We start from the raw sequence: 15,605 nt of genomic DNA, 5'->3' as shown, positions 1-15,605 counted from the left end.
GCCAGGACGCCGCCGCCTGCGTTTCTCTTTCCTATTCAACGATGTCAAAGACCCGCGCCGGCTTTCGCCGAAGCCCACTGTTTAGCGCCGGTGGTCGGCGGAGGCGGCTACTTAGTGACCGGCCTCTTTAGTGTCAACCGGGCTTTTGGGCCTTTGCGACATTTCCGAGAACCCCCGGATTTGACCGCAAAAATCACCGCGGGCTGCCGAGGGGCTTCCCTCAAAGTCCGTAGCGATTCGATTGGAGCTCGGGAAAATACTCATTCCGGCCCGAAGATCAAGCGCTTTATCGGCGCCGCCGTCGTTTCCGTTGTGAGCCCCGCCCCGAGCGGGAGGCGGCTACTTAGTGGCCGTCCCCCAGGGTGTCAACCGGCGCCTTTCGGAACCCTCAGCCGATCCCCGGAAGCTCCGGTTCTTCGGGCTGAAACCCCGGCTCGGGCCACTGGAGAGCAAACTCTCCGGAAGCCTGCGGCCAGGCGGCCGACCTCTCGGGACCAGACCAGCTTCGCCAGAATTATCAAGGACTTGCGCCCCGTCCAATCCTTCGTCGCCGCCCCGTCCCGAGTGGAGGCGGCTATCTATTTGCCCCCCCGCTCTTCGTCAACCGGCCGTCGCAAAGAATCTCGTGAACCGTCGTCATGTCGCACAGGCCGCACCTGCTATCGCCCGTTCTGAGATATAGATGCACGCGTGCGCGGGCGTGGAGGGGCATGGGCTTGCGGGACGCACCGGCGACGCGCCCGCATTCACACGCCCGTCGAGAATGCCGCACTCCCGCGAGGCGTGCGCCGCCTTGCGCGGCTGTCACGCGCCCGCCACAACTTCGCGGGGGAGACGCGTATGCTGTCGCAGAAGGCCAAGTACGGATTGCGGGCGCTAGTGGAGCTGGCGCGCGCCGACGGCGCCCAGGTCAGCGCCGGCGAGCTCGCTACGCGCGCGGGCGCGCCGCGCAAGTTCCTGGAGGCGATTCTGCTCGAGCTTTCGCGGAATCAGATCGTGCTGAGCCGCCGCGGCAAGTTCGGCGGCTACGTCCTGGCCCGGGCGGCCGACGCCATCACCTTCGCCGAGGTCATCCGGGTCATCGACGGCCCCCTGGCCCTGGCCCCCTGCGTCAGCCCGCGACTCGGCTTCCGCAAGTGCGCTGACTGCCCGGACCTGAACACCTGCACTCTGCGTGAGGCCCTGCTGAAGGCCCGCGACGCCACCGCCGATGTCCTGGAGGCCTACACCCTGGCCGACGCCGCGATCTCGGGCGCGCGGGAGCCGCTGGCTTCACTGGCCTGACACGCGGCCGAAATCGGGCGGGGAAGGATCCGTCCCCTTCCCCGCCCTTTTCACCGACGCACCGCCGGCTTTCAGCCCTCCTCTAGGGAGGGGGGTCTCGTTGGTCAGCTCGCCGCGATGTAGGCCTTGAGGCCATCGGCCTCAGCCTCCACCTCGGAAATCTTCCACTTCACCAGGTCGCCGATGGAGACGATGCCCACCAGGCGCTCGTTCTTGCAGACCGGCAGGTGGCGAATACGCCGGTCGGTCATGCGCGACAGCAGCGAATCCACGGTCTCGCCGGGATCGGCGAACAGCACGTTGACGGTCATGAAGTCCGAGACCGGCCGTTTCATCGCCGACTCGCCGTGGGACGCCAGGGCGCGGACGACGTCGCGCTCGGAGACGATCCCGGCTACTCGCTCGGCGTCCAGCACAACCAGGGCGCCGATCCCGCGAGAGTGCAGCAGTTCCGCGACGACCCCGACCGTATCGGCCGGCCGGATGGTGAAGACCGTGTCTCCCTTCGTCCGGAGAATCTGTGAGACCAGCATAGGGCCTCCTGTTCCCGTTCTTCTCCGGAACAGCGTTGTGCAATTTCAACGTGGACACAATGAGGAGCCGGTCACGCGTGCGTGACTGCGGCTCAGCTCAGCGACGCCCCGCGAGCCAGCTGAAAGGGCCGATGAGCAGCACGCCGGCGGCGAAACCCGCGAGATGCGCTTCCCAGCCAACGCCGGCTTCGCCGGCTCCGGGGATCAGCGCTCCGCCGGTGAAGGCCATGATGACGTTCACGACGATCCACGCCGTGCCCATGCCGGTCACCGCCTTGGAGAACATGGGCCCGGGCCGACCCTGGCCGCCGATCAGACGCGCCGCGCCGCCCATCAGGCCCGAGGCGGCGCCCGAGGCGCCGACCAGAGCGGCGTCCTGGCCCCAGTGGACGGCGGCGAAGCCCAGGCAGGCCAGCACCCCGCTCGTCAGGTAGAAGAGGAAGAAGGCGACCACACCGCCCAGCTTCGGCCCATACCAGCGGGCGACGGGCGCGCCGAAGGCCAGGATGAAGGCCGCGTTCATCAGGGCGTGGGCCCAGTTGCCATGGACGAACAACGAACTGATGAGGCGCTCGGGATGACCCTGCAGCATCAGCGCCGGCGAGAAGGCGAAAGCCTCGCTCACCAGCGGCAGCGGGAAGCGGCTCTGGATCAGGTAAGCCACCACGATGCCCACCGTCAGCACCACCACCGGCCACGGGGCGTTGACGATCGGCTCGGGCGCGGGCCGGAAATCCGGGTCTCCCGGATGCGGCGGTCGCGACCCGCCGGGCGCGGGGGCTTCGAAAAACGCGGTGTTCATCAGTTGCGTATGTATGATGTGTCGCGGCGTTGCGCGAGCTTGCCGCTTTGTCGCCTTTACCACGCCATCCGCCTTGGCGATGTTGCGGGCCTTTCTCGTCGACCTTTCAGGCAGTCTTGATGATCCGTCTCCTGGGCGCCGGCCCTGCCCTCGTCGCCGCGCTCGCTCTCGCCTTCGCCCAGCCTGCCGTAGCCGCCCCTGCCCCCGCGGCGTCCGCCGCGCCCGCCAAGCTTGCGCCCGGGCAGTGGCCGCAGGAGGTCTCCGACCTCCGGCCCGATCCGGCCATCCGCTTCGGCGCGCTGCCGAACGGCATGCGCTATGCGATCCGCAAGCAGCCGATCCCCGCCGGCCAGGCCGCGCTGCGCCTGTGGCTCGGAACCGGCTCGATGATGGAGACCGACAGCCAGGCGGGCCTCGCCCACTTCCTCGAGCACATGGCCTTCAACGGCTCGAAGGCCGTGAAGGAGGGCGAAATGGTGAAGATCCTCGAGCGCCTGGGCCTGGCCTTCGGCGCCGATACCAATGCGTCCACCAGCTTCTCCGAGACTATCTACAAGCTTGATCTGCCGCGAACGGACCCCGAGACCGTCGACACCTCGCTGAAGCTGCTGCGCGAGGCGGCCTTCAACCTGACCATCGATCCGGCCGCCGTGGACCGCGAGCGCGGCATCGTGCTTTCGGAGGAACGCGCCCGCGACACGCCCGGCTATCGGGTGGTCATCCAGCGTCTGAACTTCCTGCTCAAGGGCCAACGCCTGCCGACCCGGCTGCCGATCGGCAAGGTCGAGGTGCTGCGCAACGCCCCGGCCAGCGCGATCACCGACTACTACAACCACTGGTACCGTCCCGAGCGCGCGGTGTTCGTGGCGGTGGGCGACTTCGACGTCGACGCCATGGAAGCCAAGATCAAGGCCTCGTTCGGCGGCTGGCAGGCCAAGGCGCCCGCCCTGCCCGAGCCCGAACAAGGCCCCGTCGCCCAACGCAAGGCCGAGGCGAAGCTGGTGGTCGACCCCGGCGTGACCCAGTCCCTGCAAATCGCCTGGATGAGCCCGCCCGACCTGTCGCTGGACACCACGGCCAAGCGCCGCCGCGACCTGACCGAGAACCTCGGCCTGTCGGTGCTGAACCGGCGCTATTCCGCCATCGCGCGCGCCGCCGCCCCGCCCTTCCTCGGCGCCGGGGCCTACAAGGGCGAGCAGGACGACGCCGCCGAGGTCGCCACCATCGGCGTCAACGCGGAGTCCGGCCGCTGGCGCGAGGCGCTGGCCGCCGCCGAGCAGGAGCAGCGCCGCCTCGTCCAATATGGCGTGCGCCAGGACGAACTGGACCGCGAGATCGAGGAGATCCGCGCCACCCTGACGGCCGCCGTCGCCGGAACGAACACCCGTCGCCCCGCCGACCTGGCCGGCGAAATCACCGGCTCGCTGGCCGACCACACCGTGGTCACCTCGCCCACCGACGACCTGGCCTATTTCGAGGCGGACGTGAGAGGCTTGAAGGCCGAGACCGTCAACGCCGCGCTGAAGGGCGTCTTCCAGGGCCAGGGGCCGCTGGTCTTCATGGCCTCGCCGACGCCCATCGAGGGCGGAGAGGCCACGCTTCTGGCCGCGCTCACCACGTCGCAGCAGGTGGCCGTGGCGCCGCCGGGCGCCGCCCAGCAGATCGCCTGGCCCTACGAGCGGTTCGGCGCGCCCGGCAAGGTGGCGGAGCGGCGCGAGATCGCCGACCTCGGCACGACGTTCATCCGCTTTGAGAATGGCGTGCGCCTCACCGTAAAGCCCACCACGTTCCGCGACGACGAGGTGCTGGTCCGGGTGAACGCCGGCCGCGGCATGCTGGGGCTGCCCGCCGACCGGCAGAGCCCCTTCTGGGCGTCCAATACGGTGATCGAGGGCGGCCTCGCCAAGATCGACGTCGAGGACATGGAACGCGTGCTGGCTTCCAAGGTCTACGGCGGCCGCTTCAGCATCAGCGACGACGCCTACACCCTGTCGGGTGGCACCCGAACCGGTGACCTGCCCACCCAGCTGCAGGTGCTGGCCGCCTATCTCACCGACGCCGGCTGGCGCGATGCGGCCCTGGCCCGCATCAAGGCCGCGGCGCGGACAATTCACGACCAGTACGAAGCCACCGACAACGGCGTCCTGAGCCGCGATCTGTCGGGCCTGCTCCACTCGGGCGACCGACGCTGGACCTTCCCCAGCCGGGAAGAAATGGCCAATGCCAAGCTCGCGGACATCAAGGCCGCGATCGCGCCCGACCTGGCCAGCGGGCCGGTCGAGGTGGTCATCGTCGGCGATATCACCGTCGACCAGGCTATCGCCGCGACCGCCCCCACGTTCGGCGCCCTGCCCAAGCGCGCCGAACCCAAGCCTGTGCCGGCGTCCGAACGCGTTGCGAATTTCCCGACGCCCACGCCGCAGACCGTCACGCTGCGGCATAAGGGTCGGGCCGACCAGGCCATCGGCTTCATCGCCTGGCCCACGACCGACTACTGGGCCGACCCGCAGCGGGCCCGCGACACGGCGGTCTTGCGCGAAGTGATGAAGCTGCGCCTCACGGATCAGCTCCGCGAAGCCCAGGGCGCGACCTATTCGCCGGACGTGAACTCGCAGCACAGCCTGGTCTGGACCGGCTGGGGCTATATCGCCGCCAATGTCGAGGTGCCGCCCGAGAAGCTGGACGGCTTCTTCGCCGACACGCTCAAGATCGCCGCCGATCTGCGAACCACCGAGGTGGGCGCCGACGAGCTCGAGCGGGCCAAGAAGCCGCGCATCGAAGGCATCCAGCGGGCCCGGGTCACCAACGGCTATTGGCTGGGCGAGCTCTCGGGCGCCCAGGCCGACCCACGCCGCCTGGAGGTGATCCGCCAGATCATCCCGGGCACGGAGCGGGTCACCGCCGCCGACGTCAAGCGCGCGGCGGAGCAATGGCTGAAGCCCGACGCCGCCTACAAGCTGGTGGTGCTCCCGGCGCCGGGCGGGGCGGCCGCGCCCTAGGCCGCCTGCGCGCTATCCTCGTAGACCGGCGCGTCGTCGGCCGGCAGGAACGCCTTGCCGCGGATCGCGTCCGAGACCTTCTCGGCGATCATGATGGTCGGCGCATTCGTGTTGCCGCCCACCAGCGTCGGCATCACCGACGCATCGACGACCCGCAGGCCCTGCAGGCCCTGCACCCGGCACTCGCCGTCCACCACCGCCATCGGGTCGCCGGCGACGCCCATGCGGCAGGTGCCGACCGGGTGGTAGATCGTCTCGGAGCTACGGCGGATCCAGGCGTCGATCTCGGCGTCGGTCTGCACCGACGGGCCGGGCGCGTGCTCGCCGCAGATATAGGGGGCGAGCGCGGGCTGCTTGGCCACCTCGCGCAGCATCTTCACCCCTTCACGCAGCGCGCGGCGGTCCTCTTCGGTCGCGAGGTAGTTGGCGAAGATCGCCGGATCGTCGAGCGGATTGGCGGAGTTCAGGCCCACCCGGCCGCGGCTCTCGGGCCGCAGCTGGCAGATGTGGAACGTGAAGCCGTCCTTGTTCACCTGCACCTTGCCGTGGTCCTGCATGATCGCGAGCACCGTGTGGATCTGCAGGTCCGGTCGGTCCAGATCGGGCCGGGAGCGCAGGAACGCGCCCGATTCCAGGAACTGCTGCCGGCCGATGCCCTTCTTGAACAGCATGTAGCTCAGCCCGACGCTCAGGGTTTTGATCAGCCCCTTGCGCAGGGAATAGAGCGTGATCGGCTGCGGGCACTCCCAGGACATGCAGACGTCCAGGTGGTCCTGCAGGTTCTGCCCCACGCCCTTCAGCGCATGCACCACCGGGATCCCGTGCTTGCTCAGTTCCTCCGGGTCACCGATGCCCGAGAGTTGCAGGATATGCGGCGACTGCACCGCCCCGGCCGAGAGGATCACCTCGGCGTCGGCGTGCACGACACGCCGGCCGCCCTTTTCTTCCTGGATCTCGACGCCAGTCGCGCGGCCGTTCTCCACCACGATCTTGGTGGTGCGGGCGCCGGTCAGGCAGGTGAGGTTCGGGCGGTTCAGCGCCGGGTGGAGGTAGCCCCGCGCCGCGCTCCAGCGCTCGCCGTCGTGGATGGTGAGCTGGTAGGGCCCCCAGCCTTCCTGCTGGAAGCCGTTGAAGTCCTTGGTCAGGGGATAGCCGGCCTGGCCGCCCGCCTCGATGGTCGCCTTGTAGATCGGGTGCGGGGACGAGGCCTTCGACACCTTCAGCGGCCCCTCCCCGCCGTGCCAGGCGTCGCCGCCGCCCTCCAGGCTTTCCGAGCGTTTGAAGTAGGGCAGCACGTCGGCATAGCCCCAGCCGGTCAGCCCCATCTGCCGCCACTGGTCGTAGTCGCGCGCGTGGCCGCGGATGTAGATCATGCCGTTGATCGAGGACGAGCCGCCCCAGCCCTTGCCGCGCGGCCACCACAGCTTGCGGTCGTTCAGGTTGGGCTCGGCCTCGGTCCAGAAGCCCCAGTTCTGGGCGCCCTTCTTGTTGATCAGACCGCCGACCCCGGCCGGCATCTTGATCATCAGGGAATTGTCCTTGCCGCCGGCTTCCAGCAGCAGGACGCTCTTGGTCCCGTCCTCGGTCAGGCGATTGGCCAGCACGCAGCCCGCCGAGCCGGCGCCGATGATGATGTAGTCGTAGCGGTCCACGGCCCGCCCTCCCCTGAACAATGTTTAGTTGGGGCCACCGTGACAAAGCCGACGGGCCGAAACAAGGCCGCACAGATCAAAGAGTGACGCAGGCGTCACCTTCGGTCAGGCGATGTTGAGCCAGAGGATCGCCAGCAGGAAGAACGTCAGGGCGATCGAACAGAACACCAGCAGGAACCAAGTGCGCCACAGCGCCGAGAAGGTCCTGAGGCCGTACGCCCCCTGCAGCTGGTAGTACATGTGCATCGGGATGATGAACGGCGTCAGGGCGATGGCGATGCCGCCGACGGCGCCGCCGATGCGGCCGCAGATCGCCACCGCCATGATCAGGAGCGACATGAAGGTCAGCGAGTACAGAACGAACACGCCGTGGTCGTAGAGCGTGAAGCCACGCTTCCACACGAACAGCAACGCGACGAACGGAATTGAGATCGGAATCAGCAGAAACGAAAACTTGTAGAAGGTCTGCTGCAGCTTGTAGAGCGCCAGCTCAGGGTTATCGAGCTTGTGCTGGATCTTCTCGTCGAGCTTCTTATTGCCGGTATTCGCGCGCCAGCCTTCCGACGTCAGGTCTTCGCGCAGCTCTTCCCTCCAGTTATCGGTTTCGGCCGCCTTCGGCGTATTCCCCACCCGAGACTTCGCCTCGGCCTGCTTCGCCTCGGCGGCCTTCAAGGCGATCTCCGCGGCGGCGCGGGCTTCGGGGGGAGCGGCCTTCAGCGCGGCCCGGGCGTTGGCCACATCGGTGTTGCGGCGCGCGAGATCTGCGGTGGCGACGGCTTGCTGACCCACCACCGAACCGCCCTTTGGCTCCGGCGCGTAACTCAGCAGCATGAACATGACGAAGATCGTGAACAGGAAGATCGCCAGCGGCGAGACATAGCGCGTGCGCTTGCCCAGACACCATTCACGGGTGAGCCGGCCGGGCCGGAACATCAGCAGCGGCAGCGTCCGCCAGGTGCGGCTATCGAAGTGCATCACCCCGTGCAGCAACTCCTCGCCCAGGTGCAGCAGGGTGCGGTGGACGTGGCTGGCGTTGCCGCAGGCGTGACAGAACTTGCCGACCGTCTGCGTGCCACAGTCGGCGCAGACCGGATGATGCTCGCCCTTCTCGCCGGTCGGCCTTTCGAACGTGGAGGCGAACAGCCCGCCCGTCGCCGCCCCGCCGACCGCCTCGATATCCACCATCTAAGCCGCCCCCGGTAACTCGCGGCGGAATGTGACGGGATTGGCCCGCAGCGGCAATATTGCGGGCCGATAACAAACGGCCGTTGCTGGCTAGCTGAACACCTCGGCAGTCGAGGGGGCGAGCGGGTCATCGCCAAAGCGGTTCGGCCCCTTCGTGCCCCGCAGGCAACCAAGCTCCACGAACACCCAGATCGAGAACGGCAGGCCCAGGAACCTGAAAGCGGAGCCTACCTCGGGGCTGGAAGCCGATGCGACTTCGCCCAGCGCAGAGAGCAGAATGGAAGGCACGTACATGAGCAGCAGCCACCACCACGCCTTGTTTCGATCGTGCAGCCGGCGCACGCCGGCGGCTATGCCGATCCACAGGCCGACGATCGCGACCGGGATCGCGATCACCAGCCCGATCAGCGGAACGATCGGGGCCGTGATGCCGACTGCGAGAAAGGCGAAGTAGATCAGGACAGAGGTCACCCAGTACCGCTGCCGATTCATCCGGCCGGCGAAGGAGAACAGAGGTAGGAATTGTTGCATCATCACCCCACACGACTTCAGGGCGAGATTTGTTCTCCTTTTGTACGCGCCGTCAAGCTCGAGCTTATCGCCCCTTCCATTGCGGCGGACGCTTCTGGGCAAACGCCAGCGGACCTTCCTTGAAATCCTCCGAGGTATAGAGCGCCGCCACGGCGGGGTACTTGTTCTGCCCCTTCAGGGCGGCCTCGAGACTGGGCTCGTCCAGGCCCTGGTAGACCGCCTGCTTCGAGGCGCGGATCGACATCGGCCCCAGCTCGCAGATCGCCTTGGCCAGTTCCTTGGCCGTGCGCATCAGATCCTGCGGCGCCGTGACCTCGTGGACGAAGCCGAGGTCCTTGCCCTCGGCGGCCGAGACCCGGCGCGCCGTCAGGATCATGCCCATCGCCCGCTTGGTCCCGATAGCGCGCGGCAGCCGGTGCAGGCCGCCCGCCAAGGCCGCCAGGCCCACGCGCGGCTCGGGAAGCGAGAACACCGCATTCTCCGACGCCAGGATGATGTCGCACGCGAGGGCGATTTCGAACCCGCCGCCCATAGCCACGCCGTTGACCGCCGCGATCAGCGGCTTCGTCAGGTCGAAGCGCGAGGTCAGCCCTGCGAACCCCGACGGCGGGCTCTTCAGCGCACCGCCTCCGGCTTGATACTTGAGGTCGTTGCCCGCCGAGAACGCACGGTCCCCCGCGCCAGTGACGATGCCCACCCACTGCTCGGGATCGGCAGCGAAGGCGTCCAGCGCCTCGTGCATCTCGAAGTGCGCCGGCGAGTGCATGGCGTTCATCACCTCGGGCCGGTTGAGCGTGAAGGTGGTGATCGGCCCGTCGCGCTCGACCTTGATGTATTCGTAGGCCATGTCGTCCTCCCGTTTGCGCCAAACCTCACGGGGCGCCGCGACGTCCGTCAACAAGGATAGCCATGCGCCATCTGGTTCTCGACATCGGCGGCGTCTTCTACCGCGGGTGGCCCGACAGCGCGTTCTGGACGCGCTGGACAGACCGGACCGGCCTGGATCGAGAGGCGTTGGAGGCCGTGCTGTCGAGGTCGGATGAGCATCGCCAGGCTCAGCTTGGCCGCATCTCGGCCGACGATGCGTTCGCCATGGCCGGTGCGCGGCTTGGAATCCAGGGCGCGGTCATGCGCGCGCTGGCGGAGGACGCCTACCTCAGCGACTTCAATCAGCCGTTCGCCGCGGCGGTACGCGACCTGAAGGCGCGTGGCGTGCCGATCTCGGCCTTGACCAACACCTTGTCGACCGAGGCCCAACTCAAGGCGCGTGCCGAGTTCGCCGGGCTCTTCGACCACGTGGTCGCCTCGTGCGACGTCGGCCTGATCAAGCCCGACCCCGCGATCTACCGCGCGCTCCTGGACCGGCTGGGCGCACAGGCTGGTGACGTGGTCTTCGTCGACGATCTCGTCGCCCATGTGGATGCGGCGCGGTCGGCCGGCTTGATCGCCATCCACTTCGAGTCGACCGAAGCCGTGCTGGCTGAGCTCGGCGCCTACTTCCCGGCCGGCTGAAGCTCGCGCTTGTAGCGTTTCCAGTTCTCGACGTAGTGCGCCGCGCCCATGGCGATGCGGGCGGCGTGTTCCGGGGTGAGTTCGCGCACCACCTTGCCCGGCGCGCCCATCACCAGCGAGTTGTCCGGGATCTCCTTGCCCTCGGGGATCAGGGTGTTTGCGCCGATCAGGCAGTTCTTCCCGATCCTGGCGCCGTTGAGGACGATCGACCCGATCCCGACCAGCGACCCGTCGCCGATGGTGCAGCCGTGCAGCATCACGAGGTGGCCCACCGTGACGTTCGCGCCGATCGTGAGCGGCGAGCCCGTATCGGTATGCAGGACGCTGCCGTCCTGAATGTTCGAACCCTCGCCGACAATGATCGGGTCGTTGTCGCCACGAAGTGTCGCACCCCACCAGACCGAGGCGTTCTTCTTCAGAATCACGCGCCCCATAACGGCCGCCGTCGGCGCGATCCAGTATTCGTCATCGTTTGGTAGCTCAGGTGTCACATTGCCCAAGTTGTAGACGGTCACTGCCTCATCCCATTTCTTGCCGCGCGGGGCTGTTTAACGACTCGGAAAGCACGTTAGGATCATTGTAGTCGGGCGATTCGAGAGGGCGAAAGCCTTCAAGGAAGCCGCCGCGGAGGTTTCCGCCTTCGTGTTCTCGCGCTGGACGGGGTGGATGGCGCCGAGTCTGTCGTACCACCGGGCAGTTGTTCCCGGATCCGCAGAACCCGCAGGGCCGCCTGGCCCCGCACGACGCCGCCGCATCGTCATCACCCAATCATTCGAAGGGCGCTCCCACGTGGGACGCCCTTTTTTCTTGCCCCCTGAGGAGGCCTTATGAGCAAGCGGGCTCTGAAGCGACAAGTGCGCGAAGGCGCGTTCGACGCCGGTCAATTCCAGGGGGACGATAAAATTCGCCGGCTGCCCGTCGACAGGGGCTGGTCGCCACTGCAGCACCACAATGACGACCGTGAGCAGGGCTACCTCAAGACGATCAAGGCCAAGTCCGAGGGCCAGCAGGCCCTGATCAACGCCATCGACGCCAAGAACCTCGTCCTGGCCCTGGGGCCGGCCGGCACCGGCAAGACCTACCTCGCCATCGCCAAGGCGGTGGAAGCCCTGGAGAGTGGCCGGGTCGGCCGGATCGTGCTGTCGCGCCCGGCAGTCGAAGCCGGCGAGAGCATCGGCTTCCTGCCCGGCGACGCCGAAGACAAGCTGGCGCCCTATCTGCGTCCTCTCTACGACGCGTTGTCGGACCGGCTCTCCATGAAGCGCATGCGCGCGCTGATGAGCGAGGGCGCCATCGAGATCGCGCCCGTCGGCTTCATGCGCGGCCGCACACTCAACAATGCCTTCGTCGTCATCGATGAGGCGCAGAACTGCACCTACACCCAGATCAAGATGTTGCTGACCCGCCTGGGATGGCACTCGACCATGGTGGTGACCGGCGACCCGGACCAGTCCGATCTGTTGCCGGAGTTCTCCGGCCTCGGGCCGGTGGCGAAGAAGCTGGAGGAGGTCAGCAACATCGCCGTGGTCCGCCTGCAGGATCGCGACATCGTCCGCCACCCGCTGGTGGCCGAGATGCTGCGCGTCCTTTAAGCCTTCGGGGGGCGAGGCGGCGTCAGGCTGCCTCGCTCTGGAAGCTCAGCATCTGGTCGCGCAGCGCGCGCTCGAACGCCGGGCGCGCCTCGCACCGCTCCAGGTAGGGACCCAGCACGTGGTGCCCCGTGACCATGTCGGTGTGGCGCAGGTTGCGCAGCACCGTGGCCATCATCAGGTCGCCGATCGTGAACTCGCCTTCCAGGTAGGGCTTGTCGCCCAGCCACGCGGCAAGCTCGGCCAGGCGCTTGCGCGCCCATTCCTCGACCTGCGGACGGCGTTGGGCCGCCCACGTTTCCTCGGCATGGAACAGGTCGATCGAGGCCAGCTCCTGCACAACCGGCTCGATGGTGTTGAGGGCCGAGAACAGCCAGCAGATCGCCCGCGCCCGTCCCGCCGGATCCGCCGGCAGCAGCGCGGTGCTCTTCTCGCCGATGTGCTGGACGATGGCCCCCGACTCGAACAGCACGAGCCCACCGTCTTCATAGACCGGCACCTGACCGTAGGGCTGGCAGGCGCGATAGGCCGGACTGTTCTGGTCGTCGCCCAGGCCGATCAGCCATTCCTGATACTCCAGGCCGGCTTCTTCCAGCGCCCAGCGCACGCGCAGGTCGCGGACCAGTCCCTGCGCAAATTCGGGAACCCACTTGTACGAATAGACGGTGATCATCGGGCCGGCTCCTTGGCTTGGGTCGCGACGTAGGCCTGCTCGCTGTCGAAGGCCTCGCTCCAGCCTCCGATGTGGCTGTCGCGACGGGGCACATCGGCGAATGGCGTCTGGTGGAAGGACTGCAGCGTGCCGCCCTCCACGGGGGTGAAGGTCAGCGTGATGACGGTCTCCGGATCGGGCTCGCCGTTCTGCCATTGGAAAGTCTTCACGATCTTCCGGCCCTGTTCGATCTCCAGGTAGCGGCCAGCCATCTTCGCTTCGCCATGTTCGGCCGAGACCATGGTGGCGCTCCAGGCCCCGCCTTCGCGGAAGTCGAGGTCGGCCTGGGTGCAGGTGAAGCCCACCGGCCCCAACCAGGCTTTGAAGTGACGCGTGTTCGCCCACATCTCAAAGACTAGGTCCGGCGGCGCCGCAAAGACCCGCTCGATCAGCAGTTCGTCGTCGGCAATGGCTCTACGCGCCATCGGGGTCTCCCTCTTGAAGCTCGCGCAGGTACGCGTCCATCCCGTCGAAGCCTGCCTCCCAGAAGCGCCGGTAGCGGCCCATCCAATCGTCGGCGGCGCGCAACGTCCGGAACTCCAACCGGCAAGGCCGCCGTTGCGCCTCACGCCCCTGCGAAATGAGCCCCGCGGCTTGAAGCACCTTCAGATGGCGCGAGACCGCCGGCAGGCTGATGTCGAACGGTTGCGCCAGCTCGCCCACCGTCGCCTCGCCTTCGCTCAGCCGGGCAAGGATAGCCCGGCGGGTGGGATCGGCGAGCGCGGCGAAGGTCGCGCTGAGAGGGTCGAGCTGCGGCGTCATTAGCGCTCTCGTTAAATAACGTACTCGTTAAATAGAATGCGGCAGCGCGCGTCAACCCGCTCCTTGCGCCGCGCCGATTCCACGAATAGATAGTTCGCCAACCTAACTATTATGCCAGACACACCACCCGACATCATCGCGCTTGCGGAGACACTCCGCCCCGCCCTGCTCCGCGTCTCGCGGCGACTGCGGCTTGAGGCGCAGAAAGTCGGGCTGTCGGCGCAGGACGCCCTGCTGCTCGGCCACATCACAAAGCACCCCGGCATCGGCGTCAGCGCCCTGGCCGACGCCGAGAGGATCACGCGGCCGACGATGAGCGCCCACATCAAGCGGCTGGAAGCCGAGGGCCTGGTCGCGCGGAGCAGCGACGCGGACGACGGCCGCCGTTCAGGCCTGGCCATCACCGAGGCCGGCATGCGCAAGCTGGAGCTGATCCGGCGCGAACGTAACGACTGGCTGGCCGCCCGCCTCGCCCGCCTGTCGCCTGGAGAACGCGCGCTGATTGAGGCCGCGGCCCACCCCCTGCTTCGGCTGGTCGACCCATGAGTCCTACCGACGAATCCGTCGAGGGCGCGATCCCCGAGGTCGCGGCGCCGAAGGACGCCGGCGCCGTCACCCGCGGCTGGCTGATCCCGGCCATCATCGGCTCGGCGCTGCTGATGCAGACGCTGAACGCCACGGTCATCACCAACGCCCTGCCGGCAATGGCCCACACGTTCGGCGTCGAGCCCCTCCGCCTCAACATCGCCATCACGGTCTATCTGCTGTCCGCGGCGATTTTCCTGCCCCTCTCCGGCTGGCTGGCCGACCGGTTCGGCGCGCGCCGGATCTTCATGATCTCGATCGTGCTCTACGCCGCCGGCTCGGCGGCCTGCGGCTTCACGGCCGAACTCTGGCAGTTGATCCTGTTCCGGTTCATCCAGGGGGCCGCGGGCGCGACCTTAATGCCCGTCGGCCGCCTCGTTTTGCTGCGGACCACGCCGAAGAGCGAGCTGGTCGGCGCGCTCTCGGTGGTGACCATGCCCGCCCTGCTGGGTCCGGTGCTGGGCCCGGTGCTCGGCGGCGCCATCGTCACCTTCGCGGACTGGCGGTGGATCTTCTTCATGAACCTGCCGATCGCCGCGCTGGGCCTCTTCCTGGTCAACCGCTACGTGCCCGAGGTCCGTGAGCAGGACCCGCCGCCGGTCGACGTGCTGGGCATCGTGCTCACCGGCCTGGGGCTGGCCGCGCTGATCTTCGGCTTCGAGAACGTCGGCCGCGACGCCTTGAGCCCCTGGGCGGTCGTCGGCCTGTTCGCGGTCGGGCTGGCCAGCCTGACGGCCTACGGCTGGCACGCCGGCCATACGCCGCACGCGGTCGTCCAGTTCTCGATCTTCCGCAAGAAGACCTTCAGCGCCTCGGTGATCGGCGGGGGCTTCATGCGCATCGCCATGGGCGCAAACCCCTTCCTGCTGGCCATGCTGCTTCAGGTCGCCTTCGGAATGAGCGCCTTCGCCGCGGGAACCATGACCTTCATCTCCGCCGTGGGCGCCCTGGTGATGAAGACGACGGCTCCGCCGATCCTGCGGCGTTTCGGCTTCCGCACGGTGCTGCTGGTCAACGCCGTGATCGTGGGCGCGAGCTTCATCGCCTACGCCTTCTTCCGTCCCGATTGGCCGCATTGGGCGATCATGCTGGTGCTGGGCGTCGGCGGCTTCTTCCGCTCGCTGCAGTTCACGTCGCTGAACGGCATGGCCTATGCCGAAATCGACTCCGAGGAGATGAGCCGCGCGGCCACGACCTCCTCCATGGTGCAGCAGTTGGTCCAGTCCATCGGCATCGGCCTGTCGGCCAGCCTGCTGCACGGCCTGATGGTGTGGCGTGGGGCGTCGCGGTTGACGGTCGAGGTGGTCTCGCCGGCCTTCATCATCGTGGGCCTGGTGACGATGATCTCCATGTTCTGGTTCGCGCGGCTGCCAGCGGACGCTGGCGACGAGATGAACGGTCGGAAGCCCGCCTAGGAATAGCCTCGCTCGCTAACTATGCTGCGCGCTTCTTTCTTGCC

Annotated in this window: 16 protein-coding genes; 6 read left to right on the top strand and 10 right to left on the bottom strand. The window is 67.7% G+C overall.

The window, feature by feature from the left end:
- Window positions 1–840 precede the first annotated feature (840 nt).
- The gene (locus ACODSY_RS23205; RefSeq protein WP_488954274.1) at window positions 841–1,284 is read left to right on the top strand and encodes an RrF2 family transcriptional regulator; all 444 of its coding nucleotides are present in this window, start codon (window positions 841–843) and stop codon (window positions 1,282–1,284) included.
- Window positions 1,285–1,388: 104 nt separating this feature from the next.
- On the opposite strand, the gene ACODSY_RS23200 is transcribed toward ACODSY_RS23205, so the two are convergent.
- Window positions 1,389–1,817, bottom strand: coding sequence for a CBS domain-containing protein (locus ACODSY_RS23200; protein ID WP_488954273.1), 429 nt, complete (start codon window positions 1,815–1,817; stop codon window positions 1,389–1,391).
- A 97-nt stretch (window positions 1,818–1,914) separates the two neighbouring features.
- Window positions 1,915–2,619 carry a rhomboid family intramembrane serine protease gene (locus tag ACODSY_RS23195; RefSeq protein WP_488954272.1) on the bottom strand — a complete coding sequence of 235 codons (705 nt, stop codon included), beginning with the start codon at window positions 2,617–2,619 and terminating at the stop codon, window positions 1,915–1,917.
- A gap of 119 nt (window positions 2,620–2,738) precedes the next feature.
- On the opposite strand from ACODSY_RS23195, the gene ACODSY_RS23190 reads away from it, so the two are divergent.
- On the top strand, window positions 2,739–5,618 hold the full coding sequence (locus ACODSY_RS23190; RefSeq protein WP_488954271.1) for a M16 family metallopeptidase: 2,880 nt from the start codon (window positions 2,739–2,741) through the stop codon (window positions 5,616–5,618).
- Here the strand turns inward: ACODSY_RS23190 and ACODSY_RS23185 are convergent.
- From ACODSY_RS23185 to ACODSY_RS23170, 4 genes are all read right to left on the bottom strand, one after another.
- Window positions 5,615–7,270 (bottom strand): choline dehydrogenase, encoded by a 1,656-nt coding sequence (locus ACODSY_RS23185; RefSeq protein WP_488954270.1) that lies wholly within the window; start codon window positions 7,268–7,270, stop codon window positions 5,615–5,617. The two genes, ACODSY_RS23190 and ACODSY_RS23185, sit on opposite strands and share 4 nt — an antisense overlap.
- Before the next feature lie 105 nt (window positions 7,271–7,375).
- A complete protein-coding gene (locus ACODSY_RS23180) occupies window positions 7,376–8,455 on the bottom strand; it encodes a DUF3667 domain-containing protein (protein ID WP_488954269.1) in 1,080 nt (359 codons plus the stop codon).
- A gap of 90 nt (window positions 8,456–8,545) precedes the next feature.
- Window positions 8,546–8,989, bottom strand: coding sequence for a DUF805 domain-containing protein (locus tag ACODSY_RS23175; protein WP_488954268.1), 444 nt, complete (start codon window positions 8,987–8,989; stop codon window positions 8,546–8,548).
- Window positions 8,990–9,050: 61 nt separating this feature from the next.
- Window positions 9,051–9,833, bottom strand: coding sequence for an enoyl-CoA hydratase-related protein (locus ACODSY_RS23170; protein WP_488954267.1), 783 nt, complete (start codon window positions 9,831–9,833; stop codon window positions 9,051–9,053).
- A 62-nt stretch (window positions 9,834–9,895) separates the two neighbouring features.
- Between ACODSY_RS23170 and ACODSY_RS23165 the strand changes: the two genes are divergently transcribed.
- A complete protein-coding gene (locus tag ACODSY_RS23165; RefSeq protein ID WP_488954266.1) occupies window positions 9,896–10,498 on the top strand; it encodes an HAD family hydrolase in 603 nt (200 codons plus the stop codon).
- Here the strand turns inward: ACODSY_RS23165 and ACODSY_RS23160 are convergent.
- Window positions 10,480–11,013, bottom strand: coding sequence for a gamma carbonic anhydrase family protein (locus ACODSY_RS23160; protein ID WP_488954265.1), 534 nt, complete (start codon window positions 11,011–11,013; stop codon window positions 10,480–10,482). The two genes, ACODSY_RS23165 and ACODSY_RS23160, sit on opposite strands and share 19 nt — an antisense overlap.
- 312 nt (window positions 11,014–11,325) lie before the next feature.
- Between ACODSY_RS23160 and ACODSY_RS23155 the strand changes: the two genes are divergently transcribed.
- On the top strand, window positions 11,326–12,090 hold the full coding sequence (locus ACODSY_RS23155; RefSeq protein ID WP_488954264.1) for a PhoH family protein: 765 nt from the start codon (window positions 11,326–11,328) through the stop codon (window positions 12,088–12,090).
- 22 nt (window positions 12,091–12,112) lie between these two features.
- Here ACODSY_RS23155 and ACODSY_RS23150 read toward each other — a convergent pair whose 3' ends face one another.
- Genes ACODSY_RS23150 through ACODSY_RS23140 form a run of 3 tightly spaced genes read right to left on the bottom strand, consistent with a single transcriptional unit; the run spans window position 12,113 to window position 13,561 of the window.
- Window positions 12,113–12,760: a glutathione S-transferase family protein gene (locus ACODSY_RS23150; RefSeq protein ID WP_488954263.1), complete on the bottom strand. Its 648-nt coding sequence runs from the start codon at window positions 12,758–12,760 to the stop codon at window positions 12,113–12,115.
- On the bottom strand, window positions 12,757–13,224 hold the full coding sequence (locus tag ACODSY_RS23145) for an SRPBCC family protein (RefSeq protein ID WP_488954262.1): 468 nt from the start codon (window positions 13,222–13,224) through the stop codon (window positions 12,757–12,759). The genes ACODSY_RS23150 and ACODSY_RS23145 overlap by 4 nt, the downstream gene beginning before the upstream one ends.
- Window positions 13,214–13,561, bottom strand: a complete 348-nt coding sequence (locus ACODSY_RS23140; protein WP_488954261.1) for an ArsR/SmtB family transcription factor — start codon at window positions 13,559–13,561, stop codon at window positions 13,214–13,216. Before ACODSY_RS23140 ends, ACODSY_RS23145 begins: the two co-directional genes overlap by 11 nt.
- Before the next feature lie 111 nt (window positions 13,562–13,672).
- Here ACODSY_RS23140 and ACODSY_RS23135 point away from each other — a divergent pair, with 111 nt between their 5' ends.
- Window positions 13,673–14,107 (top strand): MarR family winged helix-turn-helix transcriptional regulator, encoded by a 435-nt coding sequence (locus ACODSY_RS23135; protein ID WP_488954260.1) that lies wholly within the window; start codon window positions 13,673–13,675, stop codon window positions 14,105–14,107.
- Window positions 14,104–15,561: an MFS transporter gene (locus ACODSY_RS23130; RefSeq protein WP_488954259.1), complete on the top strand. Its 1,458-nt coding sequence runs from the start codon at window positions 14,104–14,106 to the stop codon at window positions 15,559–15,561. Before ACODSY_RS23135 ends, ACODSY_RS23130 begins: the two co-directional genes overlap by 4 nt.
- Window positions 15,562–15,605 lie beyond the last annotated feature (44 nt).

The organism is Phenylobacterium sp. FG114 (genome assembly GCF_057809855.1).
Note: the sequence above shows the minus strand (reverse complement) of the source record. Positions and strands in the feature narration are given on the sequence as shown.